The 24568-nt window shown below is 43.9% G+C and carries 26 protein-coding genes; 17 read left to right on the top strand and 9 right to left on the bottom strand.

Annotation, left to right across the window (positions count from 1 at the left end; translation table 11 throughout):
- The first annotated feature begins 9 nt into the window (after positions 1-9).
- The 10 genes from ACFSTG_RS03085 (at position 10) to ACFSTG_RS03040 (ending at position 10297) form a co-directional block, all read left to right on the top strand.
- The gene (locus ACFSTG_RS03085; protein WP_380748334.1) at positions 10-324 is read left to right on the top strand and encodes an FtsB family cell division protein; all 315 of its coding nucleotides are present in this window, start codon (positions 10-12) and stop codon (positions 322-324) included.
- A gap of 45 nt (positions 325-369) precedes the next feature.
- Positions 370-1755 (top strand): methylmalonyl-CoA mutase subunit beta, encoded by a 1386-nt coding sequence (locus ACFSTG_RS03080; protein ID WP_380748332.1) that lies wholly within the window; start codon positions 370-372, stop codon positions 1753-1755.
- Between the two features lie 43 nt (positions 1756-1798).
- Positions 1799-3898 (top strand): methylmalonyl-CoA mutase, encoded by a 2100-nt coding sequence (scpA, locus tag ACFSTG_RS03075; protein ID WP_380748434.1) that lies wholly within the window; start codon positions 1799-1801, stop codon positions 3896-3898.
- Between the two features lie 110 nt (positions 3899-4008).
- The gene (locus ACFSTG_RS03070) at positions 4009-4890 is read left to right on the top strand and encodes an SDR family oxidoreductase (protein WP_380748330.1); all 882 of its coding nucleotides are present in this window, start codon (positions 4009-4011) and stop codon (positions 4888-4890) included.
- Between the two features lie 205 nt (positions 4891-5095).
- Entirely contained in the window at positions 5096-5860 is a 765-nt protein-coding gene (locus tag ACFSTG_RS03065) for a ParA family protein (RefSeq protein WP_380748328.1), read from the top strand.
- A gap of 6 nt (positions 5861-5866) precedes the next feature.
- The gene (locus ACFSTG_RS03060) at positions 5867-6766 is read left to right on the top strand and encodes a ParB/RepB/Spo0J family partition protein (RefSeq protein ID WP_380748326.1); all 900 of its coding nucleotides are present in this window, start codon (positions 5867-5869) and stop codon (positions 6764-6766) included.
- Complete coding sequence (locus tag ACFSTG_RS03055) at positions 6756-7343, top strand: DUF5683 domain-containing protein (RefSeq protein WP_380748324.1); 588 nt, start codon at positions 6756-6758, stop codon at positions 7341-7343. The genes ACFSTG_RS03060 and ACFSTG_RS03055 overlap by 11 nt, the downstream gene beginning before the upstream one ends.
- A complete protein-coding gene (gene dapB, locus ACFSTG_RS03050; protein WP_380748322.1) occupies positions 7343-8038 on the top strand; it encodes a 4-hydroxy-tetrahydrodipicolinate reductase in 696 nt (231 codons plus the stop codon). Before ACFSTG_RS03055 ends, dapB begins: the two co-directional genes overlap by 1 nt.
- A gap of 48 nt (positions 8039-8086) precedes the next feature.
- Entirely contained in the window at positions 8087-9655 is a 1569-nt protein-coding gene (lepB, locus tag ACFSTG_RS03045; RefSeq protein ID WP_380748320.1) for a signal peptidase I, read from the top strand.
- Between the two features lie 9 nt (positions 9656-9664).
- On the top strand, positions 9665-10297 hold the full coding sequence (locus tag ACFSTG_RS03040; RefSeq protein WP_380748318.1) for a WbqC family protein: 633 nt from the start codon (positions 9665-9667) through the stop codon (positions 10295-10297).
- Here ACFSTG_RS03040 and ACFSTG_RS03035 read toward each other — a convergent pair.
- The 7 genes from ACFSTG_RS03035 to ACFSTG_RS03005 all read right to left on the bottom strand — a co-directional run bounded on the left by ACFSTG_RS03035 (position 10283) and on the right by ACFSTG_RS03005 (position 16504).
- Positions 10283-11320 carry an endonuclease/exonuclease/phosphatase family protein gene (locus ACFSTG_RS03035; RefSeq protein ID WP_380748316.1) on the bottom strand — a complete coding sequence of 346 codons (1038 nt, stop codon included), beginning with the start codon at positions 11318-11320 and terminating at the stop codon, positions 10283-10285. The two genes, ACFSTG_RS03040 and ACFSTG_RS03035, sit on opposite strands and share 15 nt — an antisense overlap.
- Positions 11320-12234 carry a rhomboid family intramembrane serine protease gene (locus tag ACFSTG_RS03030; RefSeq protein WP_380748314.1) on the bottom strand — a complete coding sequence of 305 codons (915 nt, stop codon included), beginning with the start codon at positions 12232-12234 and terminating at the stop codon, positions 11320-11322. The genes ACFSTG_RS03035 and ACFSTG_RS03030 overlap by 1 nt, the downstream gene beginning before the upstream one ends.
- Entirely contained in the window at positions 12235-12978 is a 744-nt protein-coding gene (locus ACFSTG_RS03025; protein ID WP_380748312.1) for a rhomboid family intramembrane serine protease, read from the bottom strand.
- Positions 12979-14829 (bottom strand): DNA mismatch repair endonuclease MutL, encoded by a 1851-nt coding sequence (gene mutL / locus ACFSTG_RS03020; RefSeq protein ID WP_380748310.1) that lies wholly within the window; start codon positions 14827-14829, stop codon positions 12979-12981.
- Complete coding sequence (locus ACFSTG_RS03015; protein ID WP_380748308.1) at positions 14830-15123, bottom strand: hypothetical protein; 294 nt, start codon at positions 15121-15123, stop codon at positions 14830-14832.
- Positions 15124-15232: 109 nt separating this feature from the next.
- Complete coding sequence (gene ribH / locus ACFSTG_RS03010) at positions 15233-15730, bottom strand: 6,7-dimethyl-8-ribityllumazine synthase (protein WP_380748306.1); 498 nt, start codon at positions 15728-15730, stop codon at positions 15233-15235.
- A 3-nt stretch (positions 15731-15733) separates the two neighbouring features.
- Positions 15734-16504 carry a tetratricopeptide repeat protein gene (locus ACFSTG_RS03005; RefSeq protein WP_380748304.1) on the bottom strand — a complete coding sequence of 257 codons (771 nt, stop codon included), beginning with the start codon at positions 16502-16504 and terminating at the stop codon, positions 15734-15736.
- A gap of 148 nt (positions 16505-16652) precedes the next feature.
- On the opposite strand from ACFSTG_RS03005, the gene recF reads away from it, so the two are divergent.
- From recF to ACFSTG_RS02985, 4 genes are all read left to right on the top strand, one after another.
- Positions 16653-17732: a DNA replication/repair protein RecF gene (gene recF / locus ACFSTG_RS03000; RefSeq protein WP_380748302.1), complete on the top strand. Its 1080-nt coding sequence runs from the start codon at positions 16653-16655 to the stop codon at positions 17730-17732.
- Positions 17729-18169: a lipocalin family protein gene (locus ACFSTG_RS02995; protein ID WP_380748300.1), complete on the top strand. Its 441-nt coding sequence runs from the start codon at positions 17729-17731 to the stop codon at positions 18167-18169. The genes recF and ACFSTG_RS02995 overlap by 4 nt, the downstream gene beginning before the upstream one ends.
- A complete protein-coding gene (locus ACFSTG_RS02990; protein ID WP_380748298.1) occupies positions 18153-18449 on the top strand; it encodes a DUF721 domain-containing protein in 297 nt (98 codons plus the stop codon). The genes ACFSTG_RS02995 and ACFSTG_RS02990 overlap by 17 nt, the downstream gene beginning before the upstream one ends.
- A gap of 166 nt (positions 18450-18615) precedes the next feature.
- On the top strand, positions 18616-19260 hold the full coding sequence (locus ACFSTG_RS02985; protein WP_380748296.1) for a protein-L-isoaspartate(D-aspartate) O-methyltransferase: 645 nt from the start codon (positions 18616-18618) through the stop codon (positions 19258-19260).
- Between the two features lie 81 nt (positions 19261-19341).
- Here ACFSTG_RS02985 and ACFSTG_RS02980 read toward each other — a convergent pair whose 3' ends face one another.
- Complete coding sequence (locus ACFSTG_RS02980) at positions 19342-19761, bottom strand: nucleoside-diphosphate kinase (RefSeq protein WP_380748294.1); 420 nt, start codon at positions 19759-19761, stop codon at positions 19342-19344.
- 151 nt (positions 19762-19912) lie between these two features.
- Between ACFSTG_RS02980 and ACFSTG_RS02975 the strand changes: the two genes are divergently transcribed.
- The 3 genes from ACFSTG_RS02975 to ACFSTG_RS02965 all read left to right on the top strand — a co-directional run bounded on the left by ACFSTG_RS02975 (position 19913) and on the right by ACFSTG_RS02965 (position 22681).
- Positions 19913-20929, top strand: a complete 1017-nt coding sequence (locus ACFSTG_RS02975; protein ID WP_380748293.1) for a DHH family phosphoesterase — start codon at positions 19913-19915, stop codon at positions 20927-20929.
- Between the two features lie 68 nt (positions 20930-20997).
- A complete protein-coding gene (gldI, locus tag ACFSTG_RS02970) occupies positions 20998-21552 on the top strand; it encodes a gliding motility-associated peptidyl-prolyl isomerase GldI (RefSeq protein ID WP_380748291.1) in 555 nt (184 codons plus the stop codon).
- Positions 21553-21559: 7 nt separating this feature from the next.
- Positions 21560-22681 carry a peptidylprolyl isomerase gene (locus ACFSTG_RS02965; RefSeq protein WP_380748289.1) on the top strand — a complete coding sequence of 374 codons (1122 nt, stop codon included), beginning with the start codon at positions 21560-21562 and terminating at the stop codon, positions 22679-22681.
- A 198-nt stretch (positions 22682-22879) separates the two neighbouring features.
- On the opposite strand, the gene ACFSTG_RS02960 is transcribed toward ACFSTG_RS02965, so the two are convergent.
- The gene (locus ACFSTG_RS02960) at positions 22880-24343 is read right to left on the bottom strand and encodes an aminoacyl-histidine dipeptidase (protein ID WP_380748432.1); all 1464 of its coding nucleotides are present in this window, start codon (positions 24341-24343) and stop codon (positions 22880-22882) included.
- Positions 24344-24568: the final 225 nt, after the last annotated feature.

Here is a 24568-nt window from a genome sequence, read left to right as displayed (position 1 = left end):
ATTTAATCCATGAAATTGAAAGAACTCCTCAGCAATAAGTGGTTCCGTATTGCCAGTAACAAGTATATCCTGGTTACTGTAGCCTTCGTATTTTGGATGTTCTTCCTTGACAGTAACTCCTGGTTCATTCATCACGAACTTGACAGTGAAATAGATGACCTGGAAAAGAATAAACAATATTACCTGCACGAGATCGCTAAAGACAGGGCGATCATGGAAAACCTAAATGATTCACTGGAACTTGAAAAATTTGCAAGGAGCGAATACTTCATGAAAAGGGAAAATGAAGAGATCTTTATTATAGAATTCCAGGAAGAAGAGTAGGATTCCCTTTTGGTCTGTGTTGGCTGCAGCTAAAAACTTAACATTATGAGTAAGGATCTATTCAATGAATTTGAGGAGGTATCTGCCAAACAATGGAAACAGAAGATACAGGTTGACCTCAAAGGCGCCGATTATAATGAGACCCTTGTCTGGAAATCATTGGACGGGATTGATGTAAAGCCTTTTTACCATCCAGATGAAACCCCTGCCCCGGCCAGATTAAAAGCACCGCCATCCTGGAATATAGTGGAGCAGATCTATGTTTCTTCTGCGGAAAGAGCCAACAAAAAAGCCAGGGAAGCCCTTCTCAAAGGAGCTGAAGGTCTGTGGTTCATTATTCCTTCGGAAGAAGTTGACCTGAAAATACTTTTTTCAGAAATTGACCATGAGCAGTATCCTATCTATTTGAAAACCGGGTTTCTTTCGGGGGATTTTGTAAAGAAACTGAACGAGGCCGCCGGAAGTAATTCGAAGATCTACCTCCACCTTGATATCATTGGAAACCTGGCCCGCACGGGGAACTGGTATGAAGATCTTAAAAAAGACCATGAAGCATTAGATGCAGCCCTGGAAAATTCAGTAAATCTTGCTTCCGTGATAAGCATAGACACCGGCCTCTATCAAAATGCCGGGGCTACCATACCGCAGCAACTGGCCTATGCCATGGCCCATGTCAATGAATATTTCAATCATATAAAGGACAGCAAACTTTCCGAAGAGAAAAAAAAGAATATCAGGTTTCAGTTTATTGCAGCGACCGGTCCTAATTACTTTTTTGAGATCGCCAAACTGCGAGCCCTTCGCCTGTTGTTTGCCACCCTGTCGGGAGAATACGGTCTCTCCCAGGAATGCCACATTCTTGCCCAACCCTCAAAGCGAAATAAGACCCTGTACGATTTCAATGTCAATTTGTTGCGCACCACCACCGAATGTATGAGCGCAGTACTGGGAGGAGCCAACAGTATTTGCAATATGGCTTATGATGCCATTTATCATAAAAACAACAAGTTTGGAAGCCGCATTGCCCGAAATCAACTTCTGATCCTCAAACATGAGAGTTACTTCGAAAAGGTTGCAAACCCTGCAGAAGGCAGCTATTATATTGAAACGCTTACCCATCAAATGGCCGAAAAAGGCCTGGATATCTTTAGGGAGATCGAAAAAGGCGGCGGATTTTTGATTCAGTTAAAAGAAGGGATCATCCAAAGGAAGATCGCTCAAAGTGCTCAGAAGGAACAGGATCTTTTTGACGCGGGAGATATCGTTTTAATAGGCTCCAATAAATTCCCTAATCCCGCAGACCGCATGAAGGAGGAACTGGAACTATACCCTTTCCTCAAACAGAAACCGCGAAAGACTTTGTTACCTCCTATCCTTGAAAAACGACTTACGGAGAAAATGGAACAGGAGCGCCTTGAAAACGAAGAATAGATACCGGCTCGATTTAACCAACCACTTTGAACCACACCAGATCATGAGCAGAAAAGATCTTCAAAAGATACAACTCCTTAAAAATATTCCTTCAGAAGACGGTCCGGGACAGGACGCCGAAAAAAAGACTTATACCTCCCAAGACATTGAAGGCTTACACCATTTAAAATTTGCAGCAGGTATACCCCCTTATCTCAGGGGGCCTTACAGCACCATGTATGTACTTCGTCCCTGGACTATAAGACAATACGCGGGATTCTCGACGGCAGAAGAAAGCAATGCTTTTTACCGCAGGAACCTGGCTGCGGGACAAAAAGGACTTTCTGTAGCCTTTGACCTTCCTACTCACAGAGGTTACGACAGTGACCATGAACGTGTGGTGGGTGACGTAGGAAAAGCCGGTGTAGCGATAGATTCGGTTGAAGATATGAAGATCCTCTTCGATCAGATCCCACTCGACCAGATGTCTGTTTCCATGACCATGAACGGTGCGGTTTTGCCCATCATGGCCTTTTATATTGTTGCTGCCGAAGAGCAGGGCGTGAAACCAGAACAACTTTCGGGCACCATCCAAAATGACATTTTAAAGGAGTTTATGGTTAGGAACACCTACATCTACCCGCCTACTCCTTCAATGAAGATCATATCAGACATTTTTGAATATTCTTCGAAGAATATGTCGCGATTCAACAGCATCAGTATTTCCGGATATCATATGCAGGAAGCGGGAGCCACCAGTGAAATTGAACTCGCCTATACCCTGGCAGACGGACTCGAATATATTCGCAAAGGACTGGAAGCGGGAATGGATATTGACAGTTTTGCCCCGCGTCTCTCCTTCTTCTGGGGCATTGGCCTGGATCATTTTGCCGAGATCGCCAAGATGCGTGCGGCAAGGGCCCTGTGGGCAAAGTTGGTGAAACAATTCAATCCCAAAAATGAGAAATCGCTGGCTTTACGTACGCACTGTCAAACCAGTGGCTGGAGCCTTACCGAGCAGGATCCTTTTAATAATGTTGCCCGCACCTGTATAGAGGCAGCGGCAGCAGCATTTGGAGGCACTCAGAGTTTGCACACCAATGCCCTTGATGAGGCCATAGCCCTGCCAACAGATTTCTCTGCCCGTATTGCACGGAACACACAGCTTCACCTGCAACAGGAAACGCAGATCACCAGGACTGTTGACCCATGGGCAGGAAGTTATTACGTTGAATCCCTTACCCGCGAGATATCTCAAAAGTCCTGGGACCTTATACAGGAGGTGGAGGAACTCGGCGGGATGACAAAAGCTATTGAAGCAGGGATCCCTAAATTACGAATTGAAGAAGCTGCTGCGGTAAAGCAGGCTAGGATTGACAGCGGTAAGGATATTATCGTGGGCGTGAACAAATATCGCAGAGATAAAGAAGACCCAATTGTGACCCTCGAGGTAGATAACCAAACGGTTCGAAAACAGCAGGTCGAAAGGCTGGAAAAACTTAGGGCCGAAAGGGATCGGCAGAAAGTTACTGCCGCCCTGAAAAAACTTACCCTGGCAGCACGCTCGGGCAAAGACAATTTGTTAGCTTTAGCAGTGGAAGCTGCCAGGGAACGGGCCACTTTGGGTGAGATAAGTGATGCTCTTGAAGAGGTTTTCGGAAGATATAAAGCTCAGATAAAATCATTTAGCGGTGTGTATTCAAAAGAAATGAAAGACGATTCCTCCTTTAAGAAAGCCCGGGAAATGGCCGATCTTTTTGCAGAAAAAGAAGGTCGCAGGCCACGTATCATGATCGCAAAGATGGGGCAGGATGGGCATGACCGTGGGGCCAAAGTAGTAGCAACAGGATATGCCGATGTTGGGTTTGACGTAGATATAGGCCCCTTGTTCCAAACCCCGGCAGAAGCGGCAAAACAGGCGGTAGAGAACGACGTACATATTCTTGGGGTATCGTCCCTTGCGGCCGGGCACAAAACTCTTGTGCCGCAGGTGATCGACGAACTAAAAAAATATGGAAGGGAAGATATCATGGTTATTGTGGGGGGCGTGATCCCTTCCCAGGATTATCAGTTCCTTTTTGATGCGGGTGCCGCAGCTGTATTCGGCCCCGGAACCAAAATAAGTGATGCAGCCATACAATTGCTGGAAATTCTCATTGAATAATAAAATTCAAATTCCAGGCACCAAAATCCAAATAAAAAAATCTTGGTTGCTGGACCTTTGATAGTTTTTAATCAAAATCTTAATACTAAAATCTAATATCTCATATTTATATGGACTATACTCAGAAAATGCTCCGGGATGACGCTTTAAAAGGAAAATCCATAGTTGTGACCGGGGGCGGAAGCGGCCTGGGAAAAGCTATGACAAAGTATTTCCTGGAACTTGGGGCCAAAGTGGCCATTACTTCAAGAAATCTGGAGAAACTGGAGAATACAGCTAAGGAACTGGAAAGTGAGACCGGTGGTACATGCCTGCCCCTCCAATGCGACGTGCGGCATTACGATCAAGTGGAAAACATGTTGCAACAAACCGTCGAAAAATTCGGCTCAGTTGATATTCTGTTGAATAACGCTGCGGGAAATTTTATTTCCCCCACAGAACGGTTAAGCGCCAATGCTTTTGATACTATTATCGACATTGTGCTCAAGGGCAGTAAAAACTGTACGCTCGCTTTTGGAAAGCACTGGATCGACAAAGGGGAAAAGAACAAAACAGTATTAAATATTGTTACCACTTATGCCTGGACGGGATCTGCTTATGTGGTGCCCAGTGCGACGGCAAAAGCCGGGGTCCTTGCCATGACCCGATCTTTAGCCGTGGAATGGGCAAAATACGGCATAAGGATGAACGCAATCGCCCCCGGGCCTTTCCCCACCAAAGGAGCATGGGACAGGCTACTGCCGGGTGACCTGAAAGAGAAATTCGATCTGGCGAAAAAGGTGCCCCTTAAGCGGGTCGGAGAACATCAGGAACTGGCTAATCTTGCAGCTTATCTGGTTTCAGATTTTTCAGCTTACATCAATGGGGAAGTGATCACAATCGATGGAGGGGAATGGCTTAAAGGTGCGGGGCAATTCAATCTTCTGGAAGAAATTCCCGATGAAATGTGGGACATGCTGGAGGCAATGATAAAGTCGAAAAAATCGAACTAGGACCTCCCCTTTCCGCAGAAAAAACAGAAATAATTTTCCTTCTGAAAACTGACTTCTCAGACCTTTCAGAATAAGGTATAAATAATGAACCGACACAGCTAACTGTCTGAGTTCTTCACAATTCTTACTAAAAATCTGTTAACAAATTTGCTTTCGTAAACCTATAAATAATTGTATTTTTACCTTTTAAATCCAAAGACACTTAATGGGTAAAATTATTGCCATTGCAAATCAAAAGGGAGGAGTAGGAAAAACTACGACTTCTGTAAACCTGGCGGCATCCTTAGGGGTGTTAGAGAAAAAAGTCTTACTCATAGATGCAGATCCACAGGCGAATGCTACTTCGGGATTGGGAATTGATGTGGAGTCTGTTGAGCTGGGAACCTACCAGTTGCTGGAACATTCCATAAAAGCAGAAGAAGCTATCATGAAGACCGAGTCTCCTAATCTTGATATCATTCCTGCCCATATTGACCTTGTAGCTATTGAAATAGAACTTGTAGACCAGGAGGAACGCGAATATATGCTGAAAAAGGCCATTGGCCACCTGCGTGAAAAATACGATTATGTGATCATTGACTGTGCCCCGTCATTGGGACTTCTTACCCTCAATGCCCTTACGGCGGCAGATTCTGTGATCATCCCTATCCAGTGCGAATACTTTGCTCTTGAAGGCCTGGGAAAATTACTAAATACCATCAAAAGCGTACAAAAGATCCATAATGCAAAGCTGGACATAGAAGGCTTGCTTCTTACCATGTATGATTCGCGGTTACGCCTTTCCAACCAGGTAGTAGAAGAGGTACAAAAGCATTTTGACGAAATGGTCTTCAAAACAATCATTCAACGAAATGTGCGTTTAAGTGAGGCCCCCAGTTACGGGGAAAGTATTATTAACTATGATGCGGGGAGCAAGGGAGCAAGTAATTACCTGAGCCTGGCACATGAGATCATAAAAAAAAACAGTTAGAGGAAGATGGCGAAGGCGACCAAGAAACAAGCATTGGGAAGAGGGCTTTCAGCACTGCTGAAAGATCCTCAGAATGATATAAGATCGGCCGAAGATAAGAATGCCGACAAACTGGTTGGGCATATTGTGGAACTGGAACTCGAGTCTATCGAGGTGAACCCTTTCCAGCCAAGAACCAGTTTTAACGAGGAATCTTTAAGGGAACTTGCTTCCTCGATAAGGGAACTCGGGGTGATACAACCTATTACCGTAAGGAAACTTGATTACAATCAATACCAGCTTGTATCGGGGGAGCGAAGGTTCAGAGCTTCCAAACTCATTGGTCTGGAAACTATCCCCGCATACATCAGGATCGCCAACGACCAGGAGTCACTGGAGATGGCCCTGGTGGAGAATATCCAGAGACAGGACCTGGACCCTATAGAGATCTCCCTTTCTTACCAACGCCTTATAGACGAGATCAACCTCACACAGGAACAACTTAGTGAACGCGTGGGAAAAAATCGGTCTACGATCGCGAACTACCTAAGGCTACTCAAGCTTGATCCTATCATCCAGACAGGAATGAGGGACGGCTTTTTGACCATGGGCCATGGGCGGGCAATTATCAATATTGAAGACAGCCAAACCCAACTGGAGATCTATGAAAAGATCCTGGCCAATTCGCTTTCTGTAAGGGAAACCGAGAAACTGGTTAGAAGCCTGCAGGATGGGAAGCCTGTAGAAAAAACTGCTCCCGCACCTATTCCCAACGATATCAGGAAAAGTATTAAAGAGTTTTCAGAACGCCTGGGAACCAAAGTAGATGTCAAGGTAGCCAAAAAAGGGAATGGCAGGTTAATTATCCCTTTTTCTTCGGAAGAGGACCTCAACAGGTTGAAAAAAATAATTCAGGGTGAAGAGTAGAACTTCCATACTACTTGTAATTTTTATTCTCTTTGCCGGCCAGCTTTTTGCGCAACAGGATTCCATCTCTGTCACCACAGAACGTATCATTGCAGAAGAACCCGATTATGATCCATATGATCCTCTATCCCCGGCCCGGGCGGCATTCTATTCCGCCGTACTTCCCGGACTTGGACAAGCCTATAACGGGAAGTACTGGAAGATTCCCATCGTGTATGCTGCTCTGGGCGCCGGGGTGTACTTCTACCTCGATAATGACAAACAATATGATCGATACAGGGATGCCTACAAAAGCAGGCTCGCAGGCAAAACAACAGATGAATTCTCTGATGAGAACGGGAGACCTATAGTTTCTACAAATGGCCTGATACAGGGTCAGAAATTCTATCAACGAAACAAGGAGATCTCCATCCTGGTGACGGTAGGAATGTATGCCCTCAATATCATTGACGCGAATGTTGACGCTCACCTAAGCCAGTTCAACGTAAGTGAAGATCTATCCCTTAAACCTACATTAGATTTCGACCGCCATAGCGGACAGGCCGGTTATGGCCTCACCTTAAACTTCAATTTCTAATGAAAATAGCATTACTGGGTTACGGAAAAATGGGAAAAACCATTGAACGTTTAGCCGAAGAACGGGGCCATGAGATCGTATACAGGATCAAAGGGAATATTGATAATTTCGATCTTTCCAACATTGATGTGGCAATAGATTTCAGTATTCCCGATGCGGCCTTTAAAAATATCACCACCTGTTTTGAACAACAGGTTCCGGTAATTTCGGGCACTACAGGCTGGCTGGAGAGATATGAGGAAGCAGCAGACTTATGCAGAAAATATAATGCGGCCTTTATCTATGCCTCCAATTTTAGTCTTGGAGTAAATCTTTTTTTTGAACTCAACAGGCAACTGTCAAAATTGATGCGCTCTTTTCCGGAGTATAAAGTGGCCATTGAGGAGATACATCATACCCAGAAACTGGATGCCCCCAGCGGAACGGCCATCACCCTGGCTGAACAGATCCTGGAAAATTCTGAAAAGAAAGGCTGGAAACTGGATGGTACAGATGAAAATGAGATCCCGGTCACTGCCAAACGTATTGAAAATGTTCCCGGTACTCATGTCGTTTCATATGACTCGCCTGTAGATACCATTAAGATAGAACACATTGCACATTCCCGGGACGGTTTTGCCCTTGGAGCAATCATAGCGGCGGAATGGCTTCAAAATAAAAAAGGAGTATACAGCATGAAGGATGTGCTGTTCTAGTGTAACAAATTTTCGGCTTATCATACCAATAACATCAAACCATAGCTCATGACTTTCACCCAATGGATCCTGTTCTTCTTTATAATCCAGCTCATTCATTTCCTCGGGACCTGGAGATTGTATATAAAAGCGGGAAGAAAAGCCTGGGAAGCAGCCATCCCTGTTTATAACGCCATAGTATTGATGAAGATCATCAACCGCCCATGGTGGTGGGTGATACTATTGTTCATTCCCGTGGTGAACCTTATTATGTTCCCGGTAATATGGGTGGAAACCATAAGAAGTTTTGGAAGAACCTCTACCACAGATACCATATTAGTACTGGTTACCTTCGGACTTTATATTTATTACGTAAACTATGCCACAGATGCCGTTTACAAACCCGACCGATCTCTTGAACCCGGCAGCACCGCAGGGGAATGGATAAGTTCGATCCTTTTTGCCGTGGTAGCAGCAACCATTGTACATACCTACATTCTGCAACCCTTTACCATCCCTACCTCCTCACTGGAAAAGACCTTACTGGTAGGGGATTACCTGTTCGTAAGCAAATTCCATTACGGGGCCCGCACCCCTATAACGCCAATAGCTTTTCCTATGGTGCATGACACCATCCCCGTGTTGGGAGTGAAATCCTATTTGAATAAGCCGTCCATTCCATACTTCAGAGTACCCGGGTTTGAGCAAATTGAACGCAATGATATAGTTGTTTTCAACTGGCCCATTGATACGGTTAGGAAGTTCCGGGATCAATCTGGGAGGCGATATGACAAACCCATAGACAAAAAATCGAATTACGTAAAAAGAGCGGTGGGTCTTCCGGGAGATTCACTGGAAATAAGGGACGGCCGTATTTACATAGACAATGAACTACTGCAGTTGCCGGAAAGGGCAAAACCACAATATTCCTATAGCGGAACTAGCAAAGGTCAGGGCTTCGATCCCTACGTCCTTTACAAGATGTATGATATCACAGATGGATTCTATTACGACCCAAACACCAATCAATTTTACATCCAGGCGTTATCTGAGGAATCTTATCAACGGTTGAAGAACCATCCCAATGTGGCTTCTATTGAGCGGGAGATCGCTCCCTCGGGAGGTAAGGATCAGAAGATTTTCCCCAATAACCGGAAAAAGGATTGGAACGGAGATAATATGGGTCCCATTTACATTCCTAAGGAAGGGGAAACAATAAAAATGAACCCCGAGAATTTCTCCCTATACCGAATGGTCATTGAGACTTACGAAGGACTGGAACTGGGCATCGACAACAAACTTTCTGTCGACGGCAACCAGGTTCTTCTTAACGGGGAACCGCTGGATAGCTACACCTTCAAACAGGACTACTACTGGATGATGGGGGATAACCGCCACAACTCTGAAGACAGTCGCTATTGGGGCTTTGTCCCCGAAAACCATGTGGTTGGAAAACCGGTTTTCATCTGGTTGAGCCTTGATCCTAATGCTTCAGGAATGAGCAAGATTAGATGGGACCGTATGTTCACCACCGTGGGAGGAAAGGGGGAGCCTGTCTCCTATTTCCCATATTTTCTGGTGATCCTTGTGGGCTTGATTGGATACAGCTTCTTCCGTAAGAAGAAGAAAAAAGGATAAAACCCCACGATGCAAACCATACTTTTACATCCGGCCTATTTTGGACCTATTTCTCAGTTTGTGGCTTTGATAAAAGCTGATTCTGTTCTCTTTGAAAATGAGGATAATTACCAGAAGCAAACCTACCGCAACAGGATGTACATTTATGGGGCTAACGGAAAGCTGCTGCTTAACATTCCCATTAAACATACAGGAGACAAATCAAACCATCAAAAATACAGGGAGGTAAGAGTGGAAAATGATTTTCCATGGCAGGACCAGCATTGGAAATCTTTACAAAGCGCCTACCGCACCTCTCCCTTTTTTGAATTTTATGAAGACGATTTCATGCCGCTGTACATGAAGAAGTACGAGTACCTGATGGATTTTAATTATGACTGTCTGGAACTCGCTCTGGAGTGCCTGCAGACCGGGCGCGAATTTTCAAAAACTTCTGAATATTTCAAAAGTCCCGAAGGAGTGCAGGATGCCAGGCCACTAATCGATGCAAAATCACGATTTACCGGTGAACCCGAACAGTACCCACAGGTTTTCCAACCTAAACTGGGTTTCCTCCCAAATCTTAGTATAGTGGATCTCATCTTTAACGAGGGGCCCAATGCTTTGAACTACCTTGAAAATCAGGAATTATTTCTTCCTTAGCCCCAGGGTCGCTTTAATAGGATAGTGGTCTGAATACGGAATTTCAAAATTTTCAAACTCCAGCGTTTCCAGGGAATCTTCCGCAAGAATAAAATCTATACGAAGCGGAAAAAAACTCAGATCAAAGGTTTTCCCGAACCCGTTTCCCGCCTCTTTAAATGAGTCATAGAAACCCTGATCCTTAAGGTCACGATAGATATAGGAATATGCCGTATTGTTAAAATCACCAAGGATGACCATGGGATAGGGTGATTGTTGTATCAGCTCCATTACCATCTCCATTTGCTGTTGTTGTCTTACAAAGGTTTGGCCCATGCCCAGGAATACCTTTTTGGTTTCGTCTTTTTCGAGCCGGTCCATGTTGGGTTTCACACTAAAGGACTGCAAATGTACATTGATGATCCTAAGGGTGTCCTTCCCCTTTACCACATCAGCATAAATGGCGTTATTATTACTTCTGGTCGGGAAATCAAGCGATCCTGAATTGATTATAGGAAATTTGGAGAGAATTGCCAGTCCAAATTCAGAGTTCTCCTCTTTGAGCTTAATATACCGATGGTCAAAACTGCTGGCGATGTCGAGCTCCCCCTTGAAGTATTCCTGCATGGCCACTACATCCGGATCCTGTTCTTTTACAAACTGTGCTATTTTCTGCGGAATTTCACCATCACCACTCCATCCGTACTGGTTGAACTGGCGCACGTTGTAGCTAAGAACCCTGATCACATTCTCGTGACTGTTCAAATCTTCGGAAGAGGAAATTTCATAGATGGAACTAAGGTGGTTGAACCCCAGCAGAAGAACTAAAAAAGACAACAAAACCTGCTTTTTCAGCCGGAAGAGCCAGTACAGAAAAAAGATAAGGTTCACAATGATCAAAAAAGGTACTCCCAGGCTAAATACAGACAGCAAAGCAAAGGTACCCGGTGGAATGTACGGCAGCAGGTACGAGAACAGCAGAGCTACTGCAAAAAGGGAGTTAAGGAAGAATAGGAATTTCTCAAACCAGTTCAGGTCCTTCATCAGTTATCTTTTCCTGCGTTAAACAAGTAATCTTTTTCCTGCTTGGTAAGACTATCATAACCGCTTTTACTGATCTTGTCGAGAATAGCATCGATCCTCTCCTGCTCCTCTCTTTTGTTCCTTAACCGTGACGTATATGATGATGAAGTAGATCCTGCAGCCTTATCACGGCGATGAACCGTTTTTAAATTACTTCTTTTTGAAGTGGTTTTCTTCCCTGAAAACAGAGAAGCAAACCAATCGAGCATTCTTTCGAACCCTCCGGCAATATCATTTCCTTTTCCCAGCTGTTTCGCATAAAAATATCCAAAGCCGGCACCTCCAAGGTGTGCCAAATGTCCGCCGGGATTGCTAATTGGGATCTGGATCACGTCAAGCACCACCAGGAGTGCTGCGATCCACCACAATTTAATGCTGCCAATAAGTAAAAGACGTACCCTCATTTGAGGTATATGAGTAGCGATACCCACCAGTACTGCCATAACCGCTGCAGATGCCCCTAAAAGATACGATCTTCCCGTGCCCTGAAATGCCGGGAAAAGATTATAACTGGCCATATAGACCAGGGCTCCGAAAATGGCTCCCAGAAAATAAAAATTCAACAGTTTTTTGGGTGAAAAGTAGGTGAGGAAATATATTCCGGAGAAATAAAGGATGAGCATATTTGAAAGAATATGCCATATGCCGCTATGCAAAAATGCATAGGTGATAATAGACCAGGGTTTAAAAATAAATTCCCCGAGCTCTTTAGGAAATACAAACCATTCAAGAAGGAAATCTGAAGGCAGGTTGAACAGGAAAGCAATGGTCTTGAAAAGAAAGAACAGGATAAAAACGAGCAGGTTGATGCCTATCAGCTTTTCGGTCACCGTAGCTGTTTGCAGTTTATACCTGAAGTTGCCCCCTCTTCTCATCTAATCCCATCTGTTTTGGTTGAACTGGTTCTTTTTCCAGTACCACATCATTATAAAACCGAACAGTGCACCACCCACGTGAGCAAAATGCGCTATTCCTCCCCCAAATATAGAATATCCCGTAAAACCCGAAAACAGGTCAAGACCTATTAAAGCCGGGATAAAATATTTTGCCTTTATAGGTACCGGCACAAATAACAGAAACAGCTCCACGTTTGGAAACAGCATTCCAAACGCCACGAGTATCCCATATATTGCCCCCGATGCACCTACTGCCGGGGTGTTGTATGCCGTGTAAAATTCCCTCAGCATATCCTGTGAGACCGAGTTAAGTATGCCAGTGGAATACTGGCCGGTCTCCAGAAGCCTCTGGATACTTTCAGGGTCCATTCCTGCCTCCAGAAGCTCAGAAAAGCCTGCCTGGAAGTGATAGTAATTTACCAAAGAATGTATTATCGCCGCACCCAGACCGGCAGAAAAATAAAAGAAAATAAACTTATTTTTTCCAAGCATCTGTTCAATGGGGCTTCCAAAAGCCCACAGCGCATACATATTAAAAAGTATATGCATGAAACTACCGTGCATGAACATATGGGTTAGTACCTGCCAGATGCCGAAATTCTCGTTTTTAAAGAACCAGAGGGAAAAATACTGATAAGCAGCATCTCCCAAACTCATCGTACCAATAAAGAATATAACATTAATGATCAATAGAACCTTTACGGTTTCTGACATTCTACCCATTTACATGAATTTTTTATCTAATTCGTCTACAGTTAAAGTAATAAATATAGGCCTATTATACGGAGATAATGATGATTCTTTGCAGGCGAAAAGACTATTAACAATATTTTGTTGTTCGGCAGAATTCAGGTGCATTCCCGATTTTACGGCCATACCCTTCGCCAAGGATTTTGAAAGTACATCTACCTGCGAAAAACTGCTTCCCGGCACCTCATTCTCCAGGTCTGATAGTAGCTGCTCCAGTAGAATTGCAACCTCACTCTCAGAAATGAGGGTGGGGATACCGGTGATCTCTACCGAATCTTTTTTGAATTCAGAAAAGATAAAGCCCGTTTGTTCCAGGGACTCCTTTACTTCTTTCAACATTTCTATCTCATTAGTTGAAAACTGAAGCAACAGAGGAAATAGCAGCTGCTGACTAACTGCCGAGGTTACGGTGATATTCTTCAGCAACTCCTCATAAAGAATTCGCGAATGGGCACGGTGTTGATCTATTACCAGGATCCCGCTCTTTAAGGTAGTTACAATATATTTTTTGTTGAGCTGAAAAGTAGTACTGCCGGCTTCCTTATCTTCACTATTACCAAAAAGGTTCCCGGTAACCGCATCGCTTTCAAATTCTATTTGATTGATAGCCGAAGACGCATTGAAATCTTTCTGGTCTAAGCCCGTGTACAGGCTTTCCCAGCTGCCGCCCTGTTTATCCCTCCTAAAACCGGAATAGCCTCCTCCCTGTTTTTCACTTTGAAAAGGGTTAAAATTATGGTCTACCTCTACTTTAGGAGCAGTTATTCCCCTTTGAGAGAATTCATAGGGAGTATCTAAAGTGGCATCACGGTCAAAATCAAGAACCGGGGCTACGTTGAACTGTCCCAGGCTGTGTTTGATCGCACTGCGCAAAATGGTGTACAGTGAATGTTCATCGTCAAACTTGATTTCTGTCTTGGTGGGATGAATATTGATATCAATACTCTTAGGATCGACCTCCAGGAATAGAAAATAACTTGGATAAGCCTTTTCTTTCAACAAACCTTCAAAAGCCGCTGTCACTGCGTGATTGAGGTACGGGCTTTTTATGAACCGGTCATTCACAAAGAAGAACTGTTCTCCCCTACTCTTTTTTGCAAATTGAGGTTTCCCTACAAAGCCATGAACCTTCACGATCTCTGTATCCTCTTCTACCGGAACCAGCTTTTCATTGGTTTTTCCGCCGAAAATATTGACGATGCGTTGCCGGTAAATACTCTTCGGAAGTTGAAAGAGCTCACTCCCATTATGAAATAGGGAAAATTGAATGGAGGGATGGGCGAGTGAAACCCGCTGAAATTCATCAATGATATGGCGTATCTCAACCGTGTCGCTCTTGAGGAAATTTCGGCGTGCAGGGATATTATAAAAAAGGTTCTTGACGCAGATAGTGCTTCCTACCGGGGTAACGCAGGCCTCCTGGGAGATCACTTCACTACCTTCAATTTTAATACAGGTTCCCACTTCGTCACCGTCCTGCTTTGTCTTAAGCTCCACATGGGCAATAGCCGCTATAGAGGCCAGTGCTTCACCCCGAAAGCCTTTTGTTTTAAGGCTAAAAAGATCTTCGGCTGAGTTTATTTTAGAAGTAGCATGCCTTTCAAAACAAAGTCGGGCATCGGTAAGGCTCATGCCTTTCCCATCATCTGTCACCTGTACCAAAGTTTTTCCGGCTTCTTTGATAAGGACCTTTACACTGGAAGCCCCGGCATCAATAGAATTTTCCAGCAATTCCTTAATTACCGAAGCAGGCCGCTGCACCACCTCACCAGCTGCAATTTGATTCGCGACATGGTCTGGCAGTAGATGTATAACATCAATCATTTACTGGGAATTGGAAAAAATAGATAAATCGAAGTCGATGATCCAGAGAAAGATAAGCACAAGAATAGCGATGATCACAAGCACCCTCAGGTTGATCTCCCTATTGCCCCTGTTGCGGCTGCTGGCACGGGCTTCGGCCCAGTGAGAACCAAAATCTATAGCGTTGGAGGTATCCCTGTACTTATTGAAACGGGAATCAAAGCTGTAAGGGTTCCCAATGTCTTTTCCTTTATAATAACGCGGGGTGTAATTATAACGCTGGTTCTTTCGCTGCTTGTAGAGATTGATTTTCAAACTACTTTGTCTTTAATTTCCGGAAACTCAAATTTACTCAAAAAGCCTAAGAATTCCGAAGTTTCCTTATGCAAAGTATCATCTACAAAAACAGTGCCGTGAGAATTGCCTACAGGCGGGCATCTTTGCGAAGCTGGGCCATCTTGATGGCTGCAACAGCAGCCTCAGCTCCCTTGTTGCCATGCTTGCCGCCAGAGCGGTCAATGGCCTGTTGCATATTCTGGTCTGTAAGTACGCAGAAGATAACCGGGATATCATTCTGCAGGTTCAGGTCTTTTATCCCCTGAGATACTGCCTGGCAAACGAAGTCAAAATGTTTGGTTTCCCCCTCTATCACACTACCTATGGCAATAATGGCGTCAAGCATATCATAGCTTTCCTGCATTTTCTTGCAGCCATAGATAAGTTCGAAGCTTCCGGGAACATTCCAGCGCACGATCTTGCGTTCCATAACCTCATTCTCCAGTAATACCTGCCTGGCTCCTTCGTAGAGGCCTTCGGTAATATTATTGTTCCATTCAGAAACAACAATCCCAAACCTGAATTCCTTCGCGTTTGGGATTGTGTTCTTATCGTACTCTGAAAGATTTTTTCCTTCGGTAGCCATATATTATTGTTTCATTGCCTCTGCCTGCCCAAGGTAAACCGATACTTTATTGGCTTCCGGGGAGTCAGGGAACTCATTTTTGATCCTGTTAAGGTAGTCTTCAGCAGACTCTCCCTCACCTAAAGTTATCGCAGTAATCGCCGCTTTCAAAAGAAAACGCGGAGTTGTAAAATTATTATCTCTCATTTTGGCAGCTTCTTCATAGTAAACTAAAGCTTCTTCAGGCTGTCCCAGCTGCATGAAAGCGTCACCTATTCCACCTTTTGCCAAAGGAGCAAGGATCTCATCGTCACTCTTGAAGTCATCAAGACGATCAATAGCATTCTGGTACTGGTTGGTATGAAGATAAGCCATCCCTGCATAATAGCGGGCAAGGTTCCCTGCTTTTGTGCCTCCGTAGTTGTCAATGATGTCTTCAAAACCGTATTTACCCTGACCGCCGGTCAAGGCAAGGTTGTAAAGTGAATCACTTGCAGCGGTGCTTTCAAGTGCGGTATCAAAATATTGCTGTGCCTGGAACATCTCGTTTGCAGCCTCAGCTTCCCTTGGCTCCTGGATGAATTCCTCATAAGCAAGGTATCCAAGTATGATCAATGCAGCAATACCTATAATGATAAAGATATATTTTTGATTGCGGGCAACCCATGCCTCCGTTTTACCGGCCCCTTCATCGAGGGTGTTAAACACTTCAGCTGTTGTCGAGTTATCTTCAACAGAGGCTTGTTGTTCCTCTTTGGTATTCGGTTTATATCCTCTCTTCTTGTAAGTTGCCATAAATAAACGTTAATTGAAGGGCAAAAATAGAATATTTCTTTAAAATTAAAAGGGAATTAATTTGTTTATTTATTCTAATTTGCACAGCCGAAGGAACAGGAAAATCCACACCATCATTAAAAATCATCTTGCTGAATAACAGCTGTTTATGTTTTTAAAATCACTTTCTTTATTAAATTACAAGAACTTTGAGTCAGCTAATTTTGAATTTGATCCCAAAATAAATTGCCTGGTAGGCAATAATGGAGTTGGAAAAACGAATGTGCTGGACAGTATCTACCACCTTTCCTTCGGAAAAAGTTACTTCAATCCTATTACCAGTCAAAACATAAGGCATGATGCCGAATTCTTTGTCATTGAAGGCAGTCTTGAAAAGAATGAGCGGGAGGAACACATAGTAGTTAGCGCCAAACGGGGACAGAAGAAGGTGATAAAGAGGAACAATAAAGCCTACGAAAAATTCAGTGACCACATTGGGTTCGTTCCTACCGTTATCATTTCACCGGCAGACCGTGATCTTATCATAGAAGGCAGCGAAACCCGCAGAAAATTCATGGACGGTGTGATCTCACAAAGTGACAACCGGTACCTCAACAGCCTTATTAATTACGGCAGGATCCTGGCCCAGCGAAATTCACTTTTGAAATATTTTGCAGCCAACAACAGTTTTGACCGGGATACTCTTTCTGTCTATGATCAACAACTGGAAGAATATGGAGAGGTGCTTTACCGCAAACGTAAAGCGTTCATGGAGGTTTTCATTCCCATTTTCAGAAAACGCTATGCCACAATCAGCAATGAGCGGGAGGAAGTTGACGTGATCTATAAAAGTCAGTTGGACGAAAAAGATCTCAAGACCTTGCTGGAGGAAAACCTGCAAAAGGACATGGCATTGCAATACACAAGCGTAGGTACTCATAAAGATGACCTCAGTTTTGAGATACAAGGGCATCCAATTAAAAAATTCGGGTCACAGGGGCAACAAAAATCATTTTTGATCGCTTTAAAGCTCGCCCAGTTCGATTTTATAAAAAATCTCAGTAAGGTTTCTCCGATTCTGCTTATGGATGATATTTTTGACAAACTTGATGAGAACCGGGTGGCCCATATCGTGGATCTTGTTGCTACCAATGAACTGGGGCAACTCTTTATAAGTGACACCCATGGCGACCGGACCGAAAAGGTAGTTAAAGAAACCGGCCAAAGCTATAAAATGTTCAGGTTATGAAAAGATTTGTACTTGTATTAATATTTGGTTCTTTGTTAACCGGCATCGCTTGTAACCGCCAGTCTTCAGAAGAAAAGATTGCAAACCTCAATGGTTACTGGGAGATCCAGAACGCCAAATTGCCCGAAGGCATCGAAAAAGAATTCAATTACAGTGAACTGGTTGATTATATTCAGGTAAAAGATAATAAAGGTCTGCGGAAAAAGGTGCGCCCCCAGCTTGGTGGAGGGTTCATCTCTTCAGAAGATCAGGAAAATCTTACCGTAAAAGTTGAAAACGACAGTATTAATTTGTATTATACTACTCCCTACACCTCATACAAAGAAACCCTGCTTTCTTCCGAAGAAGACAAGATAAAAATATTGAACCCCCGGGGGATCATTTACACCTATAAAAGATTTACCCCTTATTCTACAGATTATGGCCAGGAGAATTAACGATCACCTTAGCATTAGCGAAGCCCTCAAAGAGTTTGTTACAGACAATAAGCTTCAAAAAGGTCTGGACAAAGTGAACGTAAAAGACGTTTGGAACAGCCAGATGGGACCGGCCATAGAAAAATATACCACTGCGATCAAACTGGAGAAGGATGTGCTGTATGTACAGCTCAGCTCCTCTGTGTTGCGGGAAGAACTGGGATATGGGAAAGAAAAGATCATCAAAATGCTCAATGAAGAACTGGGAAGAGATCTTGTCAAAAAGCTTATTTTAAGATAGTCTTCTTTATTCTTCGGAAAGACCCGGTTTTTAAAAAACAAAATTCTCATTCTCGACCGGTTCACTACAGGGGAAACCTTCTGCTCCCTGTAAAAACTGAAAATCCAACCATCTTCTTTTCAGAAAGCCCAAATTTCCTTACCTTTTAGTATCGAAGTATTTTGTCATGACCACAAAGGAGGAAATGATCGAAGAACATCTCAGGGCACGCGATATCTCAGATCCTGCCGTGTTGAAGGCTATGGAGGAAGTTGACCGGGAGCTATTCGTTCCTTCCGATCTTCGGGAAAGGGCTTATGACGATTCTCCCCTGCCCATTGGAAAGAACCAGACCATTAGTCAGCCATACATTGTTGCTTACATGGCTGAGCAGCTTCACCTTGATAAAAAGGATAAGATACTGGAAGTTGGCAGCGGCTGTGGATATAACGCTGCGGTACTTTCCCGGCTGGTAGCCCACGTTTACAGCCTGGAGATCATTGGCTGGCTGGCAGATCTCACCAAAGAGAATTTGAAACAAACAGGTTTTAAAAATATTAGCGTAAAACAGGGCGACGGTTACAACGGCTGGCCCGAAAAAGCTCCTTTTGATGCCATTATACTTACGGCTGCCCCTCCGGCAATTCCGCCCCCGTTAAAAGACCAGCTAAAGTTGGGAGGACGACTTCTCGCTCCTGTGGGAAGAATGAACCAGAAACTTATCCTTTTAACCAAGACCGGAGAAGATAAATTTCAGGAGAAGACCCTGCTCCCGGTGCGGTTTGTCCCTATGACAGGCAAGACAGACAAAGGAGGATCTTATGGCAGGTGACCGAAGCTGAATTTTCAAAGAAATAAAAACAAAAAACCACCTGAAAAAGGTGGTTTTTTTTACTATTAATATCGAAAAGTTCTAGAACATTTCTCTTCCCGCGAAATGGAAGTTTCCTTCGATCCCGGCGTTTTCATCGCTATCGCTACCGTGAACCGCATTCTCGCCAACAGAAGCAGCATATTTCTTTCTGATTGTACCTTCCGCAGCATCTTCAGGGTTTGTTGCCCCAATAAGGGTTCTGAAGTCTTCTACTGCATTCTCTTTTTCAAGAATGGCAGCCACAATTGGTCCGCGGCTCATAAATTCAACCAGTTCCCCATAAAACGGCCGTTCGCTATGAACCTCGTAAAACTTCTCTGCATCCCTGCGGGTCATTTGAGTTAGTTTCAAGGCTACGATCCTGAATCCTGATGCTGTGATCTGGTCTAAAATTGCTCCAATGTGTCCATTTTCAACTGCATCGGGCTTTAACATGGTGAAAGTTCTGTTTCCTGCCATTACTTCAATTTTTAATTTGGCTGCAAAAATAGTCATTTCCTCTCCAAATCCAATAACTAATTCCGGAATACCCCCTTACGCTCCGCCGCCGGGCAATATTTTCAGCCTCCTCAGTTTTATGATCTTCAAATATTAGGTATCTTCGCCCTCTATGACAAACAAAGATATTTCGAGGGTCAAAGAATTACTTGCAGAACCCAGAAAGATTGTTATTGTTCCGCATAAAGGGCCAGACGGGGATGCCATGGGCTCCACCCTGGCACTTAAACTTCTGCTGGAGGGCCAACACCACCACGTGCAACTTATTTCCCCAAATGAGTACCCCGATTTTCTTAAATGGATGCCTTATCAGGAAGAGATTATTATTTATGAGAAAGAACAGGAGAAAAGTGATCGTTACATCCTGGAGGCAGATATAATCTTTACTCTGGATTTCAACCATTTGTCACGTGCGGGGGAGATGAAGAAGATCCTGGAGGAAGCAACAGGTAGTTTTATCATGATAGATCACCACCAGCAGCCCGATGATTATGCTGTGGTAACTTACAGTGATGTCACTATGTGCTCCACCTCGCAAATGGTCTTTCATTTCATAGAGAACATTGGTCTGGAAGATCACATTACCGCTCCAATCGCATCCTGCCTGTACACGGGAATCATGACCGACACCGGCTCGTTCAGGTACCGGTCTACAACCAGTCTTACCCACAGGGTGATCGCAGATCTTATTGAAAAGGGTGCTGATAATACCAACATCCATGAAAATGTCTACGATACCAATTCTTACAGCCGGCTCCAGTTACTGGGGTGCGCCCTTCGAAACCTTACTGTGGTGGAAGGATTAAGAACAGCTTACATCACTCTTACCCAGGAAGAACTGGACCGTCATAATTTCAGAAAAGGAGATACAGAAGGCTTTGTCAATTATGGATTATCGCTTGAGGGAATAGTATTTGCGGCGATATTCATTGAGAATCGGGGAGATGATATAATAAAGATATCCTTAAGGTCGAAGGGGACATTCTCGGTCAATGATTTCTCCAGGAGACATTTTGAAGGAGGGGGCCACATTAATGCTGCGGGAGGAAAGAGCGATCTTACCCTGGAAGAAACGGTTGCAAAATTTATCAGTATATTACCTCAATACAAAACCAGTTTAGCAAAATGAAAAGGACAGGATGTTCTGCAGCAAAGCAATTAGCTGCTGCTGAAGGTCCTTAACGAAAGAACGAACTTATGAAAAAGACCCTGTTTTCACTCCTGGCCATACTGCTCATGTTTTCCTGCAAATCTCCCGAAGCCCGTAAACCGGTTACCCAAAGATCGGGCGACTATATCAATGAATCTATTGAAAGGAATAAAAAAATAGTTGCCGCAGAAGAAGAGCAGATCATGAAGATCATCGAAGAGGACTCAACCCGTGAATACCTTTCTTCCCCTAACGGGTTCTGGTATTACTACAATACAAAAGATACAGCTTCTACCGTCACTCCACAATTCGGGGATGTGGTAGAATTTGATTACGACCTTCGAACCCTTGATGGACGGGCTATCTATTCAGATGAAGAGATCCCGGTACAGTCATACGCTATGGATAAGGAAAAACTGTTCAGTGGCCTCAGGGAAGGATTAAAATTAATGAAGGAAGGAGAGACCGTAACTTTTCTCTTCCCTTCCCATAAAGCCTTCGGTTATTATGGTGACAAAAAAAGAATCGGGACAGATGTACCGGTCATTTCCACAGTTACATTAAAGAAGATCACTCAAGAAAACAACAATCAAAACAATTAATTTCAGAATGAAAAAAATCAGTTTTTTAGTTTTATGCAGCCTGGTGCTGGCGTTTACCTCATGTAATGAAGAATATCCTGATCTCAAGGACGGGATGTACGCAGAATTCAAGACCAACCATGGTACCTTTGTGGCAGAACTATATTATGAAGCCACGCCTATGACCGTGGCCAGCTTTGTATCTCTTGCAGAAGGAAAAAGCACCATGGCAGGAGAGGAATATAAGGACAAGAAGTTTTATGACGGCCTTACCTTTCACAGGGTCATTGAAGATTTTATGATACAGGGAGGAGACCCATCGGGCACCGGAAGTGGTGGACCCGGTTATAAATTCCCTAATGAGATCGTGGATACCCTAAGACATGATTCGAAAGGAATTCTTTCCATGGCCAATTCAGGACCCGATACCAACGGGAGCCAGTTCTTTATTACTTTAAAAGAAACCCCGTGGCTTGACGGAATGCATACTGTTTTCGGAAAAGTGGTCCAGGGCCAGGATGTAGTTGATAAAATAGGTTCTTTAGAGACAGAACAGGCAGACAAACCTGTTGAAGAAGTAAAGATGGAGGAGGTAAACATTATTCGAAAGGGGAATAATGCCAAAAACTTCAAAGCCCCGGATGTGCTTACCACTGAGCTGGAAGACTTTAAAGCAGAGACTGCTGCAAAGGAAGAAAGAATGAACGAACAAAGACAGAAGAACCAGCAACGCTATGAAGAACTGAAAGCAGATGCGCAGCAGCTGGAAAGCGGATTGCAGATCAAATTCCTCGAAGAAGGAGAAGGTCCTAAGCCTAACCTGGGAGATACGGTTCTTGTTTATTATCAGGGTTATTTAAGTGACGGTGACATTTTCGACACGAACAGGGAAGAAGTAGCTGAAGAAGCCGGAATCCTTAATCCGCGTAGAAAGGAAATGGGAGGTTATGATCCAATGCCGGTATTGTACAGCCCTGAAGCACCAATGATCCCCGGGTTCAAGGAAGGTGTTCAGCAAATGAAGATTGGCGATAAGGCAGTTTTGTACATCCCTGCACATTTAGGGTATGGGGAAAGAGGTCAGCCACCGGTGATCCCTCCGTCTGCAGATCTTATCTTTGAGGTTGAACTGGTAGAAATCAAAAAATAAACTGTTTAAAAGGTATTTTAGAAGCCTCGCTAATAGCGGGGCTTTTTTATTTCTGAAATTTGCTGAAGTTCCAGGGCTATAGATGCTGAAAGCCACGGCTTAAAAATGATCAATAATAGATCAGAGAAAAGATAACACATAAAAAACCTCCCGAAAAAGTAATTTCCGGGAGGTTTCTTTTTTAAGGCTTCCGAAGAATTAATTCTTCTGCGGAATATTCTTCAACACTTCCTGCACATATTTCCAGTACTTCTGTGCAGAAGATATACTTGCTCTTTCATCGGGCGAGTGCGCACCGCGGATTGTGGGTCCAAAGGAGATCATATCCATTTCTGGATAGTTCTTGCCCAGGATCCCGCATTCGAGTCCCGCGTGGCAGGCAGCGATATCCGGTTTATCTTTATTCATCTTCTGGTACAATTCATCCAGTACTTTTAGGATGGGGGATGCCATATTTGGCGCCCATCCGGGATATGCGCCCGATAGTTCCACTTCAAACCCTGCCAGTTCAAATCCCGAACGAATGCAGTTGGCAAGATCAATTTTATTTGATTCCACTGAAGAACGCGTCAGACATAGCACTTCAATTTTGCCATTTTTGACAGTTACTCTGGCAATGTTATTGGAGGTTTCTACCAGGCCTTCAATTTCGGGGCTCATTCTGTACACTCCGTTGTGAGCGGCATAAATTGCTTTCAGCAGCAATTCCTGTGCACCCAGCTCCATCACTTTGGAAGGCATTTCGGTTTCATCGATCTCAATGAGAAGTTTGGGCTCCAATGATTTAAACTCCTGCTGAATGTTCTGGATCAAATTCCCGACTTCAGCCGAAAAATCCTCTTTCTGAATATCCTCTATAGTGACCACTGCCTCACTTTCCCGCGGAATGGCATTCCGTAGACCGCCGCCGTTGATCTCTGCGATCCTCATTCCGAAATTTTCATAACCCCCGAAAAGAACGCGGTTCATGATCTTATTGGCATTTCCCAGTCCTTTGATAATGTCCATACCCGAATGTCCGCCCTGTAGCCCTGTGACCTTAATCTTATAGGCAAGGGAATCTTTGGGCACCTTTTCTTCTTTGTAGGTCCTGGTAGCGGTAATATCCACTCCCCCGGCGCAGCCGATACCTATTTCGTTATCTTCTTCGGTATCCAGGTTAAGAAGGATGTCTCCCTTAAGCACACCCGGTTTCAAACCCATTGCTCCTGTCATTCCGGTTTCTTCGTCGATAGTGAACAGCGCTTCCAGGGGAGGATGTTCAATATCTTTACTTTCAAGAATAGCCATCATGGTCGCCACGCCAAGTCCGTTATCGGCTCCCAGGGTGGTGCCTCTTGCCCGAACCCAGTCGCCATCAACATACATTTCGATGCCCTGGTTGTCAAAATCAAAATTTGAGTCATTGTTCTTTTGATGCACCATATCCAGATGCGACTGCAGCACAACGGGTTTTTTGTTTTCCATTCCCGGGGTTGCAGGCTTTCTGATGATCACATTCCCAACCTCATCTACTTCGGTTTCTAATCCCAGGTTGTTCCCAAAGTTCTTCATAAACTCGATCACGCGTTCCTCCTTTTTGGAAGGTCTAGGTACAGCATTTAGATCAGCAAATTTATTCCAGAGTGGCTTTGGCTCCAAAGCCCTTATTTCTTCATTCATCGTGTTGATTTTTGTGTTTACCACAAATATAAGTTTTGTCAATTAACATATCCCAATAATCAATTAAGCAATTCGAATTAACCAATCTCCGATTAATGAATAAACTATTTGAGGAATGAACGATTTCCGAAGGAGGAGATTGCTGCGGTCGGTTATCACCTCCCTCGCAAAGACGTTCTATATGAAGTTAAAAAGTGGTCAGTGGAAAGCGGCCAATTAATTTTC

This window comes from Salinimicrobium flavum (assembly GCF_042684505.1).
Classification (GTDB): domain Bacteria; phylum Bacteroidota; class Bacteroidia; order Flavobacteriales; family Flavobacteriaceae; genus Salinimicrobium; species Salinimicrobium flavum.
This window is presented reverse-complemented; position numbering and strand designations above follow the sequence as displayed.

Coding starts and splice junctions, on each gene's coding strand:
- ACFSTG_RS03085 (WP_380748334.1), top strand. CDS start 10: ATGAAATTGAAAGAACTCCTCAGCAATAAGTGGTTCCGTATTGCCAGT.
- ACFSTG_RS03080 (WP_380748332.1), top strand. CDS start 370: ATGAGTAAGGATCTATTCAATGAATTTGAGGAGGTATCTGCCAAACAA.
- scpA (WP_380748434.1), top strand. CDS start 1,799: ATGAGCAGAAAAGATCTTCAAAAGATACAACTCCTTAAAAATATTCCT.
- ACFSTG_RS03070 (WP_380748330.1), top strand. CDS start 4,009: ATGGACTATACTCAGAAAATGCTCCGGGATGACGCTTTAAAAGGAAAA.
- ACFSTG_RS03065 (WP_380748328.1), top strand. CDS start 5,096: ATGGGTAAAATTATTGCCATTGCAAATCAAAAGGGAGGAGTAGGAAAA.
- ACFSTG_RS03060 (WP_380748326.1), top strand. CDS start 5,867: ATGGCGAAGGCGACCAAGAAACAAGCATTGGGAAGAGGGCTTTCAGCA.
- dapB (WP_380748322.1), top strand. CDS start 7,343: ATGAAAATAGCATTACTGGGTTACGGAAAAATGGGAAAAACCATTGAA.
- lepB (WP_380748320.1), top strand. CDS start 8,087: ATGACTTTCACCCAATGGATCCTGTTCTTCTTTATAATCCAGCTCATT.
- ACFSTG_RS03040 (WP_380748318.1), top strand. CDS start 9,665: ATGCAAACCATACTTTTACATCCGGCCTATTTTGGACCTATTTCTCAG.
- ACFSTG_RS03035 (WP_380748316.1), bottom strand. CDS start 11,320: ATGAAGGACCTGAACTGGTTTGAGAAATTCCTATTCTTCCTTAACTCC.
- ACFSTG_RS03030 (WP_380748314.1), bottom strand. CDS start 12,234: ATGAGAAGAGGGGGCAACTTCAGGTATAAACTGCAAACAGCTACGGTG.
- ACFSTG_RS03025 (WP_380748312.1), bottom strand. CDS start 12,978: ATGGGTAGAATGTCAGAAACCGTAAAGGTTCTATTGATCATTAATGTT.
- mutL (WP_380748310.1), bottom strand. CDS start 14,829: ATGATTGATGTTATACATCTACTGCCAGACCATGTCGCGAATCAAATT.
- ribH (WP_380748306.1), bottom strand. CDS start 15,730: ATGGCTACCGAAGGAAAAAATCTTTCAGAGTACGATAAGAACACAATC.
- ACFSTG_RS03005 (WP_380748304.1), bottom strand. CDS start 16,504: ATGGCAACTTACAAGAAGAGAGGATATAAACCGAATACCAAAGAGGAA.
- recF (WP_380748302.1), top strand. CDS start 16,653: ATGTTTTTAAAATCACTTTCTTTATTAAATTACAAGAACTTTGAGTCA.
- ACFSTG_RS02995 (WP_380748300.1), top strand. CDS start 17,729: ATGAAAAGATTTGTACTTGTATTAATATTTGGTTCTTTGTTAACCGGC.
- ACFSTG_RS02990 (WP_380748298.1), top strand. CDS start 18,153: ATGGCCAGGAGAATTAACGATCACCTTAGCATTAGCGAAGCCCTCAAA.
- ACFSTG_RS02985 (WP_380748296.1), top strand. CDS start 18,616: ATGACCACAAAGGAGGAAATGATCGAAGAACATCTCAGGGCACGCGAT.
- ACFSTG_RS02980 (WP_380748294.1), bottom strand. CDS start 19,761: ATGGCAGGAAACAGAACTTTCACCATGTTAAAGCCCGATGCAGTTGAA.
- ACFSTG_RS02975 (WP_380748293.1), top strand. CDS start 19,913: ATGACAAACAAAGATATTTCGAGGGTCAAAGAATTACTTGCAGAACCC.
- gldI (WP_380748291.1), top strand. CDS start 20,998: ATGAAAAAGACCCTGTTTTCACTCCTGGCCATACTGCTCATGTTTTCC.
- ACFSTG_RS02965 (WP_380748289.1), top strand. CDS start 21,560: ATGAAAAAAATCAGTTTTTTAGTTTTATGCAGCCTGGTGCTGGCGTTT.
- ACFSTG_RS02960 (WP_380748432.1), bottom strand. CDS start 24,343: ATGAATGAAGAAATAAGGGCTTTGGAGCCAAAGCCACTCTGGAATAAA.